The 17,664-nt window shown below is 70.1% G+C and carries 13 protein-coding genes; 1 reads left to right on the plus strand and 12 read right to left on the minus strand.

What is annotated here, in order from left to right; translation table 11 throughout:
• Nucleotides 1-23: 23 nt before the first annotated feature.
• Genes ACFSVL_RS04785 through ACFSVL_RS04800 form a run of 4 tightly spaced genes read right to left on the minus strand, consistent with a single transcriptional unit; the run spans nucleotide 24 to nucleotide 5,779 of the window.
• Nucleotides 24-3,365 carry an error-prone DNA polymerase gene (locus tag ACFSVL_RS04785; protein WP_378300838.1) on the minus strand — a complete coding sequence of 1,114 codons (3,342 nt, stop codon included), beginning with the start codon at nucleotides 3,363-3,365 and terminating at the stop codon, nucleotides 24-26.
• Between the two features lie 2 nt (nucleotides 3,366-3,367).
• The gene (locus ACFSVL_RS04790; protein WP_378300839.1) at nucleotides 3,368-3,490 is read right to left on the minus strand and encodes a hypothetical protein; all 123 of its coding nucleotides are present in this window, start codon (nucleotides 3,488-3,490) and stop codon (nucleotides 3,368-3,370) included.
• Nucleotides 3,491-3,545: 55 nt separating this feature from the next.
• Nucleotides 3,546-5,132, minus strand: coding sequence for a DNA polymerase Y family protein (locus ACFSVL_RS04795; RefSeq protein ID WP_378301968.1), 1,587 nt, complete (start codon nucleotides 5,130-5,132; stop codon nucleotides 3,546-3,548).
• 53 nt (nucleotides 5,133-5,185) lie between these two features.
• Entirely contained in the window at nucleotides 5,186-5,779 is a 594-nt protein-coding gene (locus ACFSVL_RS04800; protein WP_378300841.1) for a hypothetical protein, read from the minus strand.
• 1,589 nt (nucleotides 5,780-7,368) lie between these two features.
• Here ACFSVL_RS04800 and ACFSVL_RS04805 point away from each other — a divergent pair.
• Nucleotides 7,369-7,881 carry a GNAT family N-acetyltransferase gene (locus ACFSVL_RS04805; protein WP_378300843.1) on the plus strand — a complete coding sequence of 171 codons (513 nt, stop codon included), beginning with the start codon at nucleotides 7,369-7,371 and terminating at the stop codon, nucleotides 7,879-7,881.
• A gap of 43 nt (nucleotides 7,882-7,924) precedes the next feature.
• Here ACFSVL_RS04805 and purH read toward each other — a convergent pair whose 3' ends face one another.
• The 8 genes from purH to ACFSVL_RS04845 form a co-directional block, all read right to left on the minus strand.
• Nucleotides 7,925-9,487, minus strand: a complete 1,563-nt coding sequence (purH, locus tag ACFSVL_RS04810; protein WP_354742411.1) for a bifunctional phosphoribosylaminoimidazolecarboxamide formyltransferase/IMP cyclohydrolase — start codon at nucleotides 9,485-9,487, stop codon at nucleotides 7,925-7,927.
• The gene (gene purN / locus ACFSVL_RS04815) at nucleotides 9,484-10,101 is read right to left on the minus strand and encodes a phosphoribosylglycinamide formyltransferase (protein ID WP_378300848.1); all 618 of its coding nucleotides are present in this window, start codon (nucleotides 10,099-10,101) and stop codon (nucleotides 9,484-9,486) included. Before purN ends, purH begins: the two co-directional genes overlap by 4 nt.
• A 74-nt stretch (nucleotides 10,102-10,175) precedes the next feature.
• Nucleotides 10,176-11,696 carry a cell division protein PerM gene (locus tag ACFSVL_RS04820; protein ID WP_378300850.1) on the minus strand — a complete coding sequence of 507 codons (1,521 nt, stop codon included), beginning with the start codon at nucleotides 11,694-11,696 and terminating at the stop codon, nucleotides 10,176-10,178.
• A 154-nt stretch (nucleotides 11,697-11,850) separates the two neighbouring features.
• Nucleotides 11,851-12,588, minus strand: coding sequence for a DUF5336 domain-containing protein (locus ACFSVL_RS04825; RefSeq protein WP_378300852.1), 738 nt, complete (start codon nucleotides 12,586-12,588; stop codon nucleotides 11,851-11,853).
• A gap of 216 nt (nucleotides 12,589-12,804) precedes the next feature.
• Complete coding sequence (gene sucD, locus ACFSVL_RS04830; RefSeq protein WP_378300854.1) at nucleotides 12,805-13,695, minus strand: succinate--CoA ligase subunit alpha; 891 nt, start codon at nucleotides 13,693-13,695, stop codon at nucleotides 12,805-12,807.
• Between the two features lies 1 nt (nucleotide 13,696).
• Nucleotides 13,697-14,866, minus strand: coding sequence for an ADP-forming succinate--CoA ligase subunit beta (sucC, locus tag ACFSVL_RS04835; RefSeq protein ID WP_378300856.1), 1,170 nt, complete (start codon nucleotides 14,864-14,866; stop codon nucleotides 13,697-13,699).
• Between the two features lie 118 nt (nucleotides 14,867-14,984).
• Nucleotides 14,985-15,281: a hypothetical protein gene (locus ACFSVL_RS04840; RefSeq protein WP_378300858.1), complete on the minus strand. Its 297-nt coding sequence runs from the start codon at nucleotides 15,279-15,281 to the stop codon at nucleotides 14,985-14,987.
• A 20-nt stretch (nucleotides 15,282-15,301) separates the two neighbouring features.
• A complete protein-coding gene (locus tag ACFSVL_RS04845; protein ID WP_378300860.1) occupies nucleotides 15,302-17,278 on the minus strand; it encodes a hypothetical protein in 1,977 nt (658 codons plus the stop codon).
• Nucleotides 17,279-17,664: the final 386 nt, after the last annotated feature.

Genomic DNA, 17,664 nt, shown 5'->3' on the forward strand with positions numbered 1-17,664 from the left:
TGTGTCCACGAACCGTCCGCCGGTCATCGGAAGTCCCGGGATCTCGTGGGGATCCGCAGCATCAGCGGCTCCAGTTTCTGCGCGCGCACACTCGCCACTCCGTCCGCTTTTTCGAGCACTCCATGCACCAGCAGCGCCGCGCTGCCCCGCGCGATCCGGTGGAACCGTTGCCACAGCCCCAGCGTGCAGACCACGTTCACCATGCCGGTCTCGTCCTCGAGGTTCAGGAACGTGACCCCACCGGCGGTCGCCGGACGCTGGCGGTGCGTGACCGCTCCCCCGACCAGCACTCGCTCCCCGTCGGGCCGGCCCAGCAGCTTGTCGGCGGTGAGCACGCCGAGCGCGTCGAGCCGGTCGCGGATGAACTCCGTCGGATAGCTGTCCGGCGAGATCCCGGTGGCCCACACGTCGGCGGCGGCGAGGTCGAGCCCGTCCATCCCGGGCAGCATCGGCGCGTCCACGCCGGCGCCGGTGCCGGGCAGTTTCTCCGGCCGGTCCTGCGCGACCGCGCCCGCGGACCACAACGCCTGCCGCCGGTCCGGGCCGAACGCGCTGAACGCGCCCGCGGTGGCCAGTGCTTCCAGCTGCGGCGTGGTGAGCCGGACGCGCCTGCCGAGGTCGGACATGCTCTCGTACCGGCCGTTCGCCCGCCGCTCCGCCACGATCTCCTCGGCCAGTGTTTCGCCGATCATCCGGACGGTTCCGAGCCCGCCGCGCACCGCGTGGAGTTTCCCGTTGTCCGGCAACGCTTCCAGCGTCGCGTGCGGGAGGCTCAGGTTGATGTCCGGGCCAAGCGTGGTGACCCCGTGCCTGCGCGCGTCCGCCACCAGCGACTGCGGCGAGTAGAACCCCATCGGCTGCGCCCGCAGCAGACCCGCGCAGAACGCGTCCGGGTGGTAGTACTTGAAATAAGCGCTCGCGAACACTAGATGCGCGAAGCTCAGCGCGTGGCTTTCCGGGAAGCCGAAGTTGGCGAACGCCTTGAGCTTCTGGAAGATCTTCTCCGCAAGCTCAGCGTCCAGCCCGTTGGCGATGGCTCCGTCGAGGAACCGCTTGTGCAGCCGTTCCATCTTTCGCTGCGACCGCTTCGACCCCATCGCGTGCCGCAACTGGTCCGCCTCGGCCGGGGTAAAACTCGCGACGTCCAGGGCGATCTGCATCATCTGCTCCTGGAACAGCGGCACTCCCAACGTCTTCTTCAGTGCTTTTTTCAGCGACGGATGGTCGTAGTCCCACTCCTCGCGCCCTTGTTTGCGGCGGATGTACGGGTGCACCGAACCGCCTTGGATCGGGCCGGGACGGATCAGCGCGACTTCCACTGCCAGGTCGTAGAATTTCCTCGGCCGCAACCGTGGCAACGTCGCCAGCTGGGCTCGGCTCTCTACCTGGAACACGCCGATCGCGTCGGCGCGGCAGAGCATGTCGTAGACCTTCTTGTCCTTGAGATTCAGCTCGGCGAGATCGACTGTCTCGCCCTTGTACTCCTTGACCAGATCGAGCATGTAGTGCAGCGCGGAGAGCATGCCGAGCCCGAGCAGGTCGAACTTCACCAGCCCGGCCATGGCGCAATCCTCTTTTTCCCACTGCAGCACGCTGCGGTTTTCCATCCGCGCCCATTCGACCGGGCACACCTGGCTCACCGGTTCGCGGCACATCACCATGCCGCCGGAGTGGATGCCGAGGTGGCGGGGGAAGTCTTCGAGCGCGAAGGCGAGTTGCACGACGTCGCGCGGGATGTCGTGGTCGTGGTCCTTTTCCGTGCTCCGCAAGGCACCCCAGCGGTCGATCTGCTTGCTCCACGCGTCTTGCTGGCCGGGTGAGTAGCCGAGCGCCCTGGCGGCGTCGCGGATCGCGGAGCGGGCGCGGTAGGTGATCACGTTCGCGACCTGTGCGGCGTTGAGCCTGCCGTGTTTGCGGTAGACGTACTGGATCGCTTCCTCGCGCCGGTCGGACTCGATGTCGATGTCGATGTCCGGATAGCCGTCGCGGTCGGGCGCGAGGAACCGTTCGAAGAGCAGGTGGTACTCGATGGGGTCGACTTTGGTGATCTCTAGCGCGTAGCAAACCGCCGAGTTGGCCGCGGAACCCCTGCCCTGGCACAGGATGTCACTTTCCCGGCAGAACCGCACGATGTCCCAGACGATCAGGAAGTACCCGGGGAACTCGAGTTTCTCGATCACCGCCATCTCGTGCTGGATCTGCTGCCAGGCTTTGTCCGCGTGCTTCTTCCCCGAGTAGCGCTTGTCGAAGCCCTCCTTGACGAGGTTGCGCAGATGCGTGGTCTCGGTCTCGCCGGGCGGCACGTCGAACGGCGGCAGCTCCGGCGCGAGAAGTTCAAGCGGGAAGGCACATTCCATGCCCAGCAACGCCGACCGCTGCACCGCGCCTGGGTATCGCTGGAAGACCTCCGCCATTTCGTTGCCAGAGCGCAAGAACGCGGTAGCGTCGCCGGGCAGCCAGCCTTCGAGGTCGTCGATGCCGCGCCGGGCGCGGATGGCGGCGAGGGCGTCGGCGAGGCGGCCGCGCTCCGGGCGGGCGTAGTGCGCGGCGGTGGTCGCGACGGTGGGCAGGTTGAGTTCGCGCGCCATTTTGTCGAGTAAATCGTTGTGCACGCTGTCGAGCGGCTGGCCGTGGTCGATCAGTTCGACGTAGACCTGGGTGCGGCCGAAGAGGTCGACCAGCCGGCGCAGTTCGGCGAACGCGGCGTCCGGCCCCTCGCGCACCAGTGCCGAACGCACGGATCCCTTGCGGCATCCGGTAAGCACGGCACATTGCCCCGCTACTTCCTCAGCGACGGCAAGCAAGTCGTAGATCGGACGGCCCTTTTCCGCCCGGTCGCGGGCTGGCGCTTCGGTGTCGTCGTGGCCGCGCAACTGTCCGGCGGTGATCGCGCGGCACAGGCTGCGGTAGCCGTCGCTACCGCGGGCGAGCAGCAGGAGGTGTTCGCCTTCGGGGTCGGCGACGCCGTTCTGCGGCCCGGACAGACCAAAGCTCAGCTCGGTGCCGAATACCGTTGCGACGCCTAGCTCTTTGGCGGCTTCGGCGAAACGGACCACGCCGTACATGCCGTCGTGGTCGGTGAGCGCGATCGCGTCAAGCCGCAACCGCGCGGCCTCCTCCACCAGTTCCTCGGGGTGGCTGGCACCGTCGAGGAAGCTGAAGTTGGAATGGCAGTGCAGTTCCGCGTACGCCACTCGCGGCTCGGACTCCAGGTCGCTGCGCGGCGGCGGGATGTCGGCGGGGCGGCGGTACGCCTCGCGTTTGCGGCCCCACGCGGGACTGTCGCCGTGATCGCCGGGCGGCACCCCGCCCGACAGTGCCCGCGCGAGGTCCTTCCACGGGACCGGCGGGTTGTTCCAGCCCATCGTCAGTCCATCCGGTTCTCAGGCGATCGCCGGGGTTCCGGGATCAGCAGCGCGACCGGCACCGGGTCGATCGGATACGGCGGTTCGACCGGGATGCGGGGCACCGGCAGGTCGTGGTCCATCATCGGCAGCTTCCTTTCGCTGGCTTTGCGGTTCTGGGGCGTGGCATCGGCAGTTTTCTCAGTCGTAGCTTCCCTCTACCGTCCATAGTGGATTTTCGGTTCCGGAGCAGAGGACGAGCACCGCCTCCGGCGCCTCGTTTTCCCCTGCGGCGAGCAGCAATTGCAGGCGGGCTTGCTGCGGTCCGGTCGAACGACGGCCCGACGTGACCGGCCAGGGACCGGCCCATCCGGTGATCTGCCTCGGCGGCCCGCCAGCGACGCAAAGCCCGTGCGGGGACGCGGTCAACCGCTTGCGTGCGGTAAGCCCGACTGGCTGGCCTTGCTCGTCAACGACCTGGACCGGCAACGGCCGTTCCAGCACCGTCGCCGGGGACGGGGACGGCAGCCGGGCAGGCCACGTGGCGTCCGGCGGACCGGCGAGTTCCCGCGGATCGCCCCACGGGATGAGCCGGACCCGGCTCGCCGGATCGCGTCCGCCGTCGAGCAGCGGCGTGACCACGCCCTCCGGCCCCAGCAGGCCTTGCACCCGCACAAACGCCCGACCGGCCCGCTCGGCGGCCAATTCCTCGTCCTCGCCCGGGCCGGCGCCGGGATCGCTCCCCCGCCACAGCCCCAGCTGCAATGACCTCCCTTCGACAGTCTCTTCCGGTTCGAGCCGCAAACGCGCGACCCCGGCCGTAGGCCGTTCGCCGGGCGCGGCCTTGAGCCAGCCCTCGAACTGCCACCGGACCCGGTCCGCAACTCCTTGCGGCGTCAGTGGTTCCGCACATCGCCAGACGCGGCCCAGCTGCTCGCCGTTCTCGGTGGTCGCGTATATACCCAATCGAGTGCAAGCGAGGCCGCGATCCGCGAGCGCGGCATGGAACCGCGCGCCGAGTTTCTTGGCCGTGAACGCGGCGACGTCCACTCTGGCGAGCACCGGATCGAACGATTCGGCAAGCGACAGCTCCGGCGGCGGACTGCGGCGCAACGGCGGCCGGTCGGACAATCCGCGAGCCAGCCGATGCGCGAGCACGCCGGTGCGCCCGAACCGGGCGACGACGTCCCGCTCGCCGAGTTCGGCAAAGGCACCGAGAGTGCGCAACCCGAGCCGGACGAGCAGGCCGACCAGATCCGCTCGCTCAGCGCCTGGCTGATCCAGCTCAGTCACCGGCAACGGCGCGAGAAATTCAGCGGCCCGTCCAGGTTCGACCAGCGCCCCCTGCCTCGCGGCCAGGGTCGCCGCGAACAGCCCTTCCGCCACGCCGACCTGGCATTCCACCCCGGCCGCCGCGGCCACCTGGTCCACCAGCTTCTCCGCGAGCCGCGGTTCACCGCCGAAGTACCCGGCCGCGCCCGCGACCGGAACCGCGAGCAGCCCGGGCCGCACCACTTCCAGCCCGACGACCAGTTCCTCCACCGCCGCCGCGACGTTCTCGAACAACCGCGCGTCCCGAGCCTCGTCGACACCGAACACCGCCAGGTCCGGGCATTGTGATTCCGCTTCGCGCCGCCGCATGCCGCGCCGCACGTTCCGCGTCCGCGCGACCGCGGTGCACGCGACGACCCGGTTGGCATGGAACACCGCAGCTGGCTGGGTAAGCGCGCTCCCCGCCGCGGCGACGGCGGCTACCGCGGGCCAGTCCGGGCACCACAGCACCAGCATCCGCGTCGGATGGCGACGGGGGTCTTCTTGTCCTTTATGGACATTCGCGCCGGTCATCCGACCGCCTCTTCTCGCGCCGCAGCCAGCTTTTCGGCCCGGGAGACCCGCCCGTCCGGGCCAGGCAGGAGCATCGTGGCCGACCGGGGCCGAGCCGCCGCGCCGCGACCCCGGGCATGCACCTCGACCGGGCGGGAACGGAGATGTCCGGCACCGTGCTCGAGCACCCCGGTCCAGGCGCCCGGAGTGCAATGCAGTTCGACGTCGGCGGAAGGCCAATGCCCCAGCGAAAGCAGCACCGCCCCGCGATTACGGGCCCTTGCCGCGAGCCGGCGGGCGACGTCCGGCCGCACTGAGCGGGGCTCGGTGACGACGAGGTCGACGCCGTCGAGCAAAGCTGCCATCACTGCTTGGTATTCGGTGCCCGGCTGGGGGACCAACGCGAGCCGCGAAATGACGACCCCGTGCTCCGCCGCCGCGACAATCCCCAGCGACGGTGCCCCGACCACCGCGGCCCATGCCCCGGCGGCGGTCGCCTCCGCGAGCAACGCGAACAGCAACGAGGTGGATTGGTGCACCGCGACGATGCTCCCGCGGCGCAGCCCAGCGCCGGGAAGGAGATCGGCCAGGGCAGGGGCCACGGGGAGCATCCGCCCGGCGGCGCGACCCCAGTCGGCCCGGGAAGCCCGATCGGCCGCGACGGTGCTGGCCGTGCTGACGCCGGGGAGGGCGGTCAGTTTGGCCAGCGGGTGCGCCGGATCTGCTTCCTCCGCCGACGTGGACGGAGGCGGATGCGGCGAGTCGGCGGGGTGGAGGCGGGTTGGGGGGCGGAGTTTTGGCGGTTCGTGAGTTGCTGAGGCCGGTGAAGTGGCTGGGTCAGGTGGAATCGCCTGGTGGCCGAGCGGAGTCGCCGAACCAGGCGAAGTGGCCGGGCGGCTGGGCGGAGTCACTGGGCTGGACAGAGACGCCAGGCCAGGCGAAGTCAGCGAACCAGGTGGAGTCACCAGGTCGGACAGAGCCGCCGAACCAGGCGAAGCCGCCAGACGGCTGGACTGAGTCACCTCACCGGGCAGGGACGCCGGACCGGGCGAAGTCGCCAGGCCAGACCGAACTGCCGGGTTGGACGGAGCCGCCGGGCGAAGCTGAGTCGGAGGATTGAGAGGAGTATCGGGCGCGGTTGCCGAACCAGGCTCAGTCAACGAGCCGGACGGAGCTTCCTGGCGAAGACGAGTCGATGGCTCGCCTGAATTCACCGGCCCAGGCTGCGTCGGCAAATCGCGTTCGGCAGACGAGGCACTCCGAGCCGACGACCGTGGGCTGGCAGTCGAACCAGGCTGAGTTAGCGGAGCAGCGGAATCCGCGCCGGGCACACGCGCAGCCCCGGCCCGTCGACTGGCTCCGGCCGACGGGCTGTACTGGGCCAGCGGGCGAAGCCCCGTCGACCAGTCGGTTTCCGCCGTTCCCCCGGGGCTGGCTGGCGTCCATGGCCCGAACGCAGCGTCCAGTGAACTCAGCCGAGCGCGGGATCCGTTCTCCCCCAACGAGAAACCCGCGGACATCGCGGCGACCGGTGTCCGTTCCTTCGCCAAGGCCTCGATCGCCGACCACGGCACCAGTACTTCCCACGAGCGTGCCGGCCGCGCCTCCGGCACGCTCGTGGGCACCACTGGGATCCCTGCCGCACCAAGGAGATTGGTCTCGGCAGAGCCAGCAGGCACCATCGACGCTTCCGGGAGCGAAGCCGCACCCGCCGCAAGGGAAGCACCGGCCTCACTGCTCGAGGTCACCGGCAGAGCCGAAGCGTCGCTCGCTCCATGGACCCCAGCGTCAGCCGCCGCGGAAGTCCCCCCGGCTGCACAAGCCACCCCCGTGGCCGGTACAGCTCCGGTCTCTTCCGCGATCCCCGAAGCAACCCCCGAAGCCACTCCGGTCGTCACCGATTACTCCCTCCGCCGAGATCAGCCGGCGATCCGCCCCGGAGCAAGGTCGCCAGACCAAGCCCGGGACGGATGCCGGCACACCGCGGGGAAGACGGCTCCGCATCACCCGTGCGGAATCCGCACGGTCACCCAAACAATCGCACCCAACAGTCACACCACTACACCGAACAGCATCGAACACCTGTTCGACATCATCCATGTTTCACCCCGCCCGCCCCCGCTGTCAAGCGCGAGCCGGGAAAGAACCCGGAAGAGCACCGGACACCAAGAGGAAACCGCTCTTTACACTGGGAACCCTGATGAAGACAGGACACATCGCCCTCCGTGGCGTCGCCGAAGCAGACCTGACGGTGCTCGACCGGTTCGCCACGGATCCGGACGTCGCCGGGACCTTTCAGTGGACCAGTTTCACCGGCCCGCAAGCTCGGCGGCGGTTCGCCGAGGACGGGTTTCTCAGCCCGGCTTCAAGCGCGGTCGCGGTGACTGTCGACTCGGCGGTCGCGGGGTTGGCGACCTGGGAGGCGGCCGATCGAGGCGGGCCAGCCGGTGGATGCTTCCGGATCAGCGTCACGTTGCTGCCGGACTACCACGGCCATGGTGCCGCCGCGAAGACGTATCAGCTGCTCGTCGACCAGCTCTTCCGGCACACCCGCGCGCACCGGCTCGAAGCCTTCGTCGACAGCGAGGACCTCGCCGGGCAGGAGGCGCTGGAGAAGACCGGCTTCCACCGCGAAGGCCTGATGTGCCAGGTCACCTGGCGGGACGGCGGCTACCGCGACGAGGTCGTCTACGCGATCTTGCGCGAGGAATGAAAACCCGGCCGGGACCCGAAAGTCCCGGCCGGCCACCAGAAAATCAGTGCGCGAAGTGCCGCGTTCCGGTGAGGTACAGCGTGATCCCGGCCGCCTCGGCAGCGGCGATCACCTCGGCGTCGCGGATGGACCCGCCGGGCTGCACCACCGCTCGCACGCCAGCCTCGATCAGCACCTCGAGCCCGTCCGGGAACGGGAAGAACGCGTCCGACGCGCCGACCGAGCCCTTCGCCCGGTCGCCCGCCCGCGAGACCGCCAGCCGCGACGAGTCGACGCGGTTGACCTGTCCCATGCCGACGCCGACGGTCGCCTGCTCGTGCGCCAGCAGGATCGCGTTGGACTTCACCGCGCGCAGCGCCCGCCACGCGAATTCCAGGTCCGCCAGGGTCTGCTCGTCGGCGGGCGAACCGGTGGCCAGCTCCCAGTTCGCCGGGTTGTCGCCGGGGGCGTCGATCGCGTCGGCGGTCTGCACGAGCACCCCGCCGGAGATCGGCCGGAACTCCACCGGAGCCGCGTTCTCGATCGCGGGCAGCTTCAGCAGCCGCACGTTCTTCTTGCGCTGCAAGATCTCCAGCGCCTCCGGCTCGAAGTCGGGGGCGAGCACGACCTCGGTGAAGACCTCGGCGATCTGTTCCGCCGCCGCGACGCTCACCGGCCGGTTCGTGGCGATCACGCCGCCGTACGCGGACACCGGGTCGCAGGCGTGCGCCTTACGGTGCGCTTCGGCGATGTCCGCGCCGACAGCGATCCCACACGGGTTGGCGTGCTTGATGATCGCGACAGCCGGCTCCGAGAAGTCGAAGGCGGCCCGACGCGCGGCGTCAGTGTCGACATAGTTGTTGTACGACATCGCCTTGCCGTGAAGCTGCTCCGCGTGCGCGAGGCCCGGCTGCGCGCTGCGGTACAGCGCTGCCTTCTGGTGCGGGTTCTCGCCGTAGCGCAGTACGTCCGCACGGTCCCACGTCGCACCGAGGAAGTCCGGGAAGCCGCTGTCGTCCGAAGGCGCGTACGCGTTGGCGAACCACGACGCGACAGCCGTGTCGTACGCAGCCGTGTGCGCGTACGCCTGCGCAGCGAGCCGCTTGCGGTCCGAGAGTTCGAAACCGCCCGCGGAGACCTGCTCAAGCACCCACGCGTACCGCGCCGGGTCCACGACGACAGCGACACTGCCGTGGTTCTTCGCGGCCGCGCGCACCATCGCGGGACCGCCGATGTCGATGTTCTCGACGCAGTCCTCGGGGCTCGCGCCGGACGCGACAGTCGCCTGGAACGGGTACAGGTTCACCACGAGCAGGTCGAACGCCGCGATGTCGAGCTGCTTGAGCTGCGCGACGTGGTCGTCGTTGCCCTGGTCGGCGAGCAGTCCGGCGTGCACGCGCGGGTGCAGCGTCTTGACCCGGCCGTCGAACGACTCCGGGAACCCGGTGACCTGCTCGACCGGCGTGACCGGGACCCCGGCGTTCGCGATGACCTTCGCCGTGCCGCCGGTCGACACGATCTCCACGCCGGCCGCGTGCAGGCCGGTCGCGAGCTCGAGCAGGCCGGCCTTGTCCGAGACGCCGATCAGCGCGCGCCGGACCGGGCGCCGTCCCTGTGCTGTGCTCACGAAAACCTCACCTTTCGTCCGTCCACGGTGCACCCACCACGGCCGAGTCGCTCGATCGTTTCAACCAGCAGCCTGCGTTCCACGGCTTTGATCCGCTCGTGCAGGACGTCTTCGGTGTCGTCGGTCTCCACCGGCACCGCCTCCTGGGCGATGACCGGGCCAGTGTCCACCCCGGCGTCGACGAAATGCACCGTCGATCCGGTGACGCGCACGCCCGCGGCCAGCGCGTCGGCGACCGCGTGCATTCCGGGGAACGACGGCAGCAGCGCGGGATGGGTGTTGATCACGCGGCCCGCGAAGCGCGACAGGAACTCCGGCCCGAGGATCTTCATGAAGCCCGCGGACACCACCAGGTCAGGCGAATAAGCCGCGACCGCCTCGGCGAGCGCGCGGTCCCACGCGGCCCGGTCCGGATGGTCGGCGACCCGCACGGTGAACGACGGCACGTCCGCCCGTTCCGCCCGCGCGAGCGCCTCGATGCCGGTGCGATCCGCGCCGACCGCGACGACGGACGCCGGGAACCCCGGCTGCGCGACCGCGTCGAGCACGGCCTGCAGCAGCGTCCCGGAACCGGACGCGAGCACGACGATCTTCACCGGGGTGGGCAGTTCCAAGCGGCTGGCCAGAACGGGCTCCTTGCACGGCGGTACGCCTCGGGCGCACGGCGCTTCACCAGGTCGCCCCAACCCTAACGGTCGTCCTCGGCGGGCTTCGCGTCGCCGGAGTCCTCGGTGGACTCGGTCACAGACTCCGGCTCTTCAGCAGGGGTTTCGGACTTCTCCTTGGCCTCGCCTTCGGGCTCGGCTTCCGGCTCCTCCTCGGGCAGGTCGAGGCCGAGTTCGGCGTCGGCCTCGGCGTCGAAGTCCTCGTCGGCCTCGGAGTCTTCGGGGTCTTCGGCCAGGTCCGAGTCTTCCTCGGAAGCCTCGGAGTCCTCGTCCGCACCGTCCTCATCGGACTCGGACTCCTCCGTCTCGTCAGCCTCGTCGGACTCAGCCTCGGCCTCGGCCTCTTCCTCCACCTCAAGCGAACCGACCGGCTGCATCGGAGCGTGCGCCCCGGCGAAGAACGCCACGAACCCGGCCGGAATCACGATCCAGCAGAACGCCACGATCGACGCCACCCCGACCGGCACGCTGACCGGGTCGAACGGGCCGTCGCCAAGCCGTCCGCCGGCGAGCGTGCCCAGCAGCACGCAGCCGAACCCGACCACCGCGCCCGCGACGACCACGGCCCGCAGCCGCGCCGCCGGATCGTCGTCCACCGCGCGCACCGACCAGCCGACCAGCACCCCGACCGCCAGCGGCAGCACCATCAGCACCGGCCACCACGCCGCGGCGTGCTCGGGGATGCCGCCGAGCAGCGGCACGCCCGGAACCGAACCGCCGCGGTAGCCGATGAGGTGCACGTCGAGGCTGCCGATGCTGAACCCCGGCCCGCTCACGAACGACATCGCCGCCACCACGGCGTTCGGCAGGTACAGCACGGAAAGCAGGAAGAGACCAAAGCTGCCGCCGAAGGACGGCTCGAACAAGCTGGACACCGTGCGCGCGGACAGCGCCGTGGCAACCGTCAACGTCAACGCACCAGCGGCCAGCAGCGCGAACAGACCGAGCAGCCCCGCGCGCAGACCGCGAAGTGCCAGCGGGTCGAGCCGTTCGGCGAGCACCTGCGGCAGGCCGAACCGGCGCAGCACCCCGGCGGTGGCCGCGAGCCCCGAGATCACCGCGGGCACGACCGCGGCGAGCGCGACATTCGCCCCCACCGGTTCGCCGATCGAAAACAGCGAGATCAGCAGGCCGAACAGCAGATGCGCACCGGAAATCGTGGCGATCAAGGGGACCGCGTGCCGCAGCCTCGCGCAGCGAAGCCGTCGCACGGCCTTGGCCGCCGCTCGTGCGACCAGCAGCACCGCACCGATCGTCGGCAACAGCGGCAGCATCCCGAGCGGATGGCCGCCGATCCCGAGTTCGACCTGGTAGGCGGCCAGCCAGCCAGGTCCCGCCGACAGCAGCACGCCGCCCGCGGAGAAGATCGCGTGCTGGGCGGTCAGGGTGACGAGCGCGAGCAGCGTGGCGACCACCGCGTAGCCGGTGACGAGCGGGCCGAGCGCCGCGGCGAGCAACACCCGGAACCGGGGTACATCCTGGTCAAGGGAGTCGCCCACCGGCTCGTCGCCCGCGGGGCGTCCGGGACTGGTGAGCACCTGCATGTCCCCGACCATGACATCCGCGCTCGGCCGTCCGGGTGAGGCACGCCGCCCGGCGGACGTGGCGAACCCAACGCCCACCCGGTCGTGGCACCAGGCCAAGAAAAACACCCGCTGTGACACGGAGAGTCACAGCGGGTGCGGGAAGCGGGGGATTTCAGCCTTGCTGTCCGAAACCTCCGGGCGGCGTGCCCGGCTTGTTCTGGTCAGCGGGCGGCTGGAAGAACTGGCCCTGCTGCGGCGCGTACGTCGTCGCCTGGCCGCCGGGCGGCGGAGTGGCGGGCGGCTGCTGCCCCGGAGCAGGCTGCTGCGGCGACTGCTGGCCGGGAGCCGGCTGGTACTGCGTCGGCTGGTACTGCGTCGGCTGGTACTGGCCCGGCTGGCTGTAGGGCTGCTGGTACGCCGGGGCGGACGGCTGCGGGGACGGCGGCTTGAGCACGTTGTACTCGAACAGCAGCACCGCGACCGACGCCGCCATCTGCAGAAGACCGAGGATCAGCACCACGATCACGATGGCCGACGAACGCCCGGAGATGACGGCGTCGAGCGCGCCCAGCCCGCCGAGCACGCTGAACAGCGCGGCGAACGGCAGCGTCTTCGGCCCCTTGGGCAGCAGGTTCAGCGCCGACAGCAGACCGCCGACGAGCAGGAACAGAATGGGCTGCCCTGCCGTGCCCGCCTCGGAGGCGAAGCCGAGGAAGTACTGCACCAGGCCGAGCCCGGCGACGCCGAGGGACAGCAGCAACGGGAGGTTCGGCGGCGCTCCGGCACCCGCGGCAGGCGGGCCCTGCTGGGGCTGGGGCTGGGGCTGCTGCGGGAACCCGCCCGACGGGGGCGGTCCCTGGGACGGCTGGCCCTGCTGGGGGTAGCCGGGCCCGCCACTGGGGAAGGTCATCGGAAGCTCTCCTGTCTCATCAACCGGCGGTTCGAGATCCTGCGGCGCCCGGGCGCACCGGCGGCGTCCCCCGCTCACGAGTGACTGCACGCTAGCGCATCCGCCAAGGGCGTCCGCGTCGTTGGACGCACCGAACGCCGGATCGGTTGCGGGCGGAAACGACGAAGGCCGGGCACCGTGTCGGTGCCCGGCCTCCGCCAGTGGAGTCGCTGCTGGTCAGCCGAGGCTGTTGTACAGCTCCCGGGCGAGAACCGCGGTCTCGCTCGGGGTCTTGCCGACCTTGACGCCGGCGGCCTCGAGGGCCTCCTTCTTCGCCGCGGCGGTGCCGGACGAACCGGAGACGATCGCGCCCGCGTGGCCCATCGTCTTGCCCTCGGGGGCGGTGAAGCCCGCGACGTAGCCGACGACCGGCTTGGTCACGTTCTCCTTGATGTAGGCCGCGGCGCGCTCTTCGGCGTCGCCGCCGATCTCGCCGATCATCACGATGACCTTGGTGTCGGCGTCCTTCTCGAACGCCTCGAGGGCGTCGATGTGGGTGGTGCCGATGACCGGGTCGCCGCCGATGCCGACCGCGGTGGAGAAGCCGATGTCGCGCAGCTCGTACATCATCTGGTAGGTCAGCGTGCCCGACTTCGACACCAGGCCGATGCCGCCGGCGTCGGTGATGTCGGCCGGGATGATGCCCGCGTTCGACTTGCCGGGGCTGATCACGCCGGGGCAGTTCGGCCCGATGATCCGGGTCTTGTTGCCGGTCGCGACCGCGTGCGCCCAGAAGTAGGCCGAGTCGTGCACCGGGATGCCCTCGGTGATGACGACCGCAAGCGGGATCTCGGCGTCGATCGCCTCGATGACCGCGTCCTTGGCGAACTTCGGCGGCACGAAGATGACCGACACGTCGGCGCCGGTCTCCTTGATGGCCTCCTCGACCGTGCCGAACACGGTGAGGTCCTTGCCCTCGATGGTGACCGTCTGGCCCGCCTTGCGGGCGTTGACGCCGCCCACGATGTTGGTGCCGGACTTCAGCATCTTGGTCGCGTGCTTCATGCCCTCGGAGCCGGTCAGCCCCTGGACGATGACCTTGCTGTTCTCGTTGATCAGGATCGACATCTCACGCACCTGCCGCGGCGAGCTCGGCAGCCTTGTCGGCCGCGTTGTCCATTGTGTCCACCACGGTGACCAGCGGGTGGTTCGCGTCGGCCAGGATCTGGCGACCCTCGACGACGTTGTTGCCGTCCAGGCGGACGACCAGCGGCTTGGTGGCCTCGTCGCCAAGGATCTTCAGGGCTTCGACGATGCCGTTCGCGACCGCGTCACAGGCGGTGATGCCGCCGAAGACGTTCACGAACACGCTCTTCACGTCGGTGTCGTTGAGGATGACGTCCAGCCCGGCCGCCATGACCTCGGCCGACGCGCCGCCGCCGATGTCGAGGAAGTTGGCGGGCTTCACGCCGCCGTGCTTCTCGCCCGCGTAGGCCACGACGTCCAAAGTGGACATCACGAGGCCCGCGCCGTTGCCGATGATGCCGACCTCGCCCTCGAGCTTGACGTAGTTGAGGTTCTTGGCCTTGGCCTTCGCCTCGAGGGGGTTCTCGGCCTGCTTGTCGACGAGGTCCTCGTGCGCCGGGTGACGGAAGGCGGCGTTCTCGTCGAGGGTGACCTTGCCGTCGAGGGCGATGATCTTGTCCTGCGGGTCGCGGACCAGCGGGTTGACCTCGACCAGCGTGGCGTCCTCGGAGACGAAGGTCTCCCACAGCTTCACCACGACGTCGGCGGCTTCGTCGATGATCTCGGCCGGGAAGTTGCCCGCCTTCAGGATCTCGAGCGCCGTCGCCTTGTCGACGCCCTTGATCGCGTCGACCGGGATCTTGGCGAGCGCGTCCGGGCGCTCGACCGCGAGCTGCTCGATCTCCATGCCGCCCTCGGACGACGCCATCGCGAGGAAGGTGCGGTTGGCGCGGTCGAGCAGGAAGGAGAAGTAGTACTCGGACGCGATGTCCGAGGCTTCCGCCACCAGCACGCGGTGCGTGATGTGGCCCTTGATGTCGAGGCCGAGGATGGCTTCCGCCTTCTCCTTCGCCTCGTCGGGCGTCTGGGCCAGCTTGACGCCGCCCGCCTTGCCCCGGCCGCCGACCTTCACCTGCGCCTTGACGACGACCTGGGTGCCGATCTGCTCCGCGGCGGCCTTGGCTTCTTCCGGGGTGCTTGCCACGGCGCCCGGCAGAACCGGTACTCCGTGGGCGGCGAAGAGATCCCTCGCCTGGTACTCGTAGAGGTCCACTACTCCAGTCTCCTGACGACACGCCACTGTGGTGGTCCGTTTTCCGGACCGCGCTGTCGGACCAGTCGAGGTTAGCGACCAGCGCAGACGCAGGGGACGCCGCACCTGGTGAAGTCCGTCACCGTGCGCGGTCAGAGGGTGTGCCGAGAGTGTGAGACCGCCCACCGACAAGCATTTCGACGGCCTTTTCGGGGCTTTCCGAGCCCAGCTCGACGACGGTCGTGCCGGGGAGCGCTTCGGCGAGGCCTTCCGGGATCGGCCCGCCGAGGAGGCCCAGAATGTCTGGATCCTCCTGTTCGGTGGTGCGCGCGATCTTTTCTTTCGTGTCGAGGTGTCCAACGTGGACGACTTCGAGACCGGCGTCGCGCAGCATTCGCGCCAAGGGGATCGCCGCGGTTTCTTCGGCCAGCTCCACTAGAACGACGCGGCGCGGGCTCACTTCTTCGCGCCAGCGGCCGCGGTGACCGCGGCGATGACTGCCGCCGCCACGGCGGCGAGCCCGAACCAGAATCCCGTGCCCGGTCGTGCGCCGTAGAAGAGGTAACTGACCCAGGGAATCTCGGCGACGTGCAAGGCGAAGAGCAACGCTGCGCCGGTCAGCCCCGCCGCCGCGGCGCCGGGCCGCGAACGAACGCTCAACCCGAGCGTTCCGAGAACGACGAGCAGCGCGACAAGCAATCCCCACGACGGAGTGTCGAAATCGGACCAAAGGCCGGACGGCGAGTAATCCTTCGCGGTGAATACCGGCGTGCTGAACGTCGCGATCGCCAGCAGGGCGGCGATTCCGGCGGGAAGCACCACCCGGGAACGCGGCCCTTCGGTACCGGTGTCGTCGCGTTCCACGACGCCGGTAATCACCGCGGCCAATCCGGCGAGACCAGCGAGACCGAGCGCGATCGCGGTGAAAACGGCACCCGCGCCAAGGTGATAACTGATCTCACCACCGAGCCCGCCGAGCCCAGTCGCCTCGGACGCGGTGATCGCGGTACTCAGCACGGCAGTTCCCGCGAGAACAACGCCAGCCCACAACACCGCGAGCATCCCGCGCGCGAACGGCGCGGTACGGCGGGAGAGAAGGAAAGGTGTTGGCAGCACGACAAGAACTGCCGCGATCAGCAGTTGCCAGCGAGCTGGGCTGTCCGTGCTGTTGCCGAGTTGCGGAGCGGACGCGCCGATCGCCGCCGCGATTCCGGTCAGCAACGCGAGCAGAGCGGTGAGGGTGCGCCAGATCGTGAGCCCGGGGACGCGAGCCTCGCCGGCCAAGTCGGTGCGTTCGGCCTGAGTCTGCTGCGGTGTCGCAAGTGGAGTGAGAATGAGGACGAGCACCATCGGCACTACGGCGAGATACGCACCCGTCGACGCCGTCAGCCCCGACACAGCCAGCCCGGCAACCAACGCCGGCCCCGCGACGGCCAGCACCGCCGCGACAATCCCGCCGAGCGTCCCGCGAGCGACCCCGTCGGATCCGGCGGAAACCCCCAGCACTGCCGCGACGGGCAGCGCACCGGCGAGCAGCAGGTACCCCGCGAGCGCTAGGCCGGGCCCCTCAAACGCTGACCGGGCAAGGAGAAACGGATCGTCCGAGAGAACGGGCGACATCAGCAGTCCGACCGCGGCGACCACGGCGAGCAGCGGGATGATCAACCGCCAGCGCCGTTTGTCGTCCCCGCCGGCGATCTCATTGCGCTCCCGCACGACGCGCGCGGCCACGACTCCCGCGACGAGCGTCAGCACGTGCCCGGCAATCAGCAACCAGAACCCGATGCCGACACTGCTGCGGTCGAGCAGCCGGTCCGGGAGGTACAGCTCGGGGCGGATGGTTTTGGAACCGTTGACGAGGAACTGCAGATCGAGAACCAGCCGCCCGGGCGCGAGGACGGCGAGCCCGGTGACGAGCCCGGCGGCCAGCCCCTGCCGCCCGCTGAGCGCGGCCGCGAAGGCGATTCCGGCCGGGACGACGGCGAGGATGACGAGGAGTGGCCAGGAGAGGTAACCGGGGCCCGCGTCGGGCGAGACCGGGGCAATGGCGCCGGCGGCCAGGGCCAGGGCACCGAGGCCCAGGAGGGCGGTGGCGGCTCGGAGCCTCGGGGACGGGGTTTCGTCGGTCAGGTGCTCGCTTTGGCGGCTGGGGATGACGTGGGGGGTTGACCGGTCGGTGAGTGGTTTTTGACCGGTCAGGCCTGTTGGCGCGGTGTCGCCGGTCGGTTGTTTGGCTCCGCGGCTGGGGGCCGAGCTTTCCGTCTCTGGCTCGGCGTGAGCGGACGAGCCAGCCGGGTTCTTGGCGGCGCGATCGTCGGACGGGTTCTCCGTCGGCTCGGCGTGGGTGGACGGGCCCGCCGCGCCTGCCGCAGAAGCCGCTCCGCCGCGATCGTCGGCCGGGCTGCCCGCCGCCCCCGGCTCGCGGCTGGACAAGCCAGCCGGATTCGCCGCGGAAGTCGGTCCGCCTTGTCGAAGCGAGTCGTCAGGGGTCTCCGCTGACGTCGCCGAGTCAATGTCCGCTCGACGGTCGGCCCGGTTTGCCGTCGGCTCGCCGCGGCCGGCCGAGCTTCCGGAGGAAGCCCTCCCCCGGCGGCGGGGCGAGTCGGCCGGGCTTTCCGCCGGGTCCGGCTTGGCACGTCCGGCGTCGCGACGGGCTCGGGCACGGGCGGCGGCTTTGCGCTCGGCGAGGCTGGGACGCCGGGGTCCGGCGGGGCGGCCCGGGGTGTCCGGGGCGGAGTCGCCGTCGGGAGGCTCTTGGGTCGGCGGAGTCATCGCTCGCGACGCTAGCAAGGACCGGGTCCGGCAGGGGCACAGCAGGG

The sequence above is a fragment of the Amycolatopsis silviterrae genome (assembly GCF_042684085.1).
GTDB lineage: Bacteria > Actinomycetota > Actinomycetes > Mycobacteriales > Pseudonocardiaceae > Amycolatopsis > Amycolatopsis silviterrae.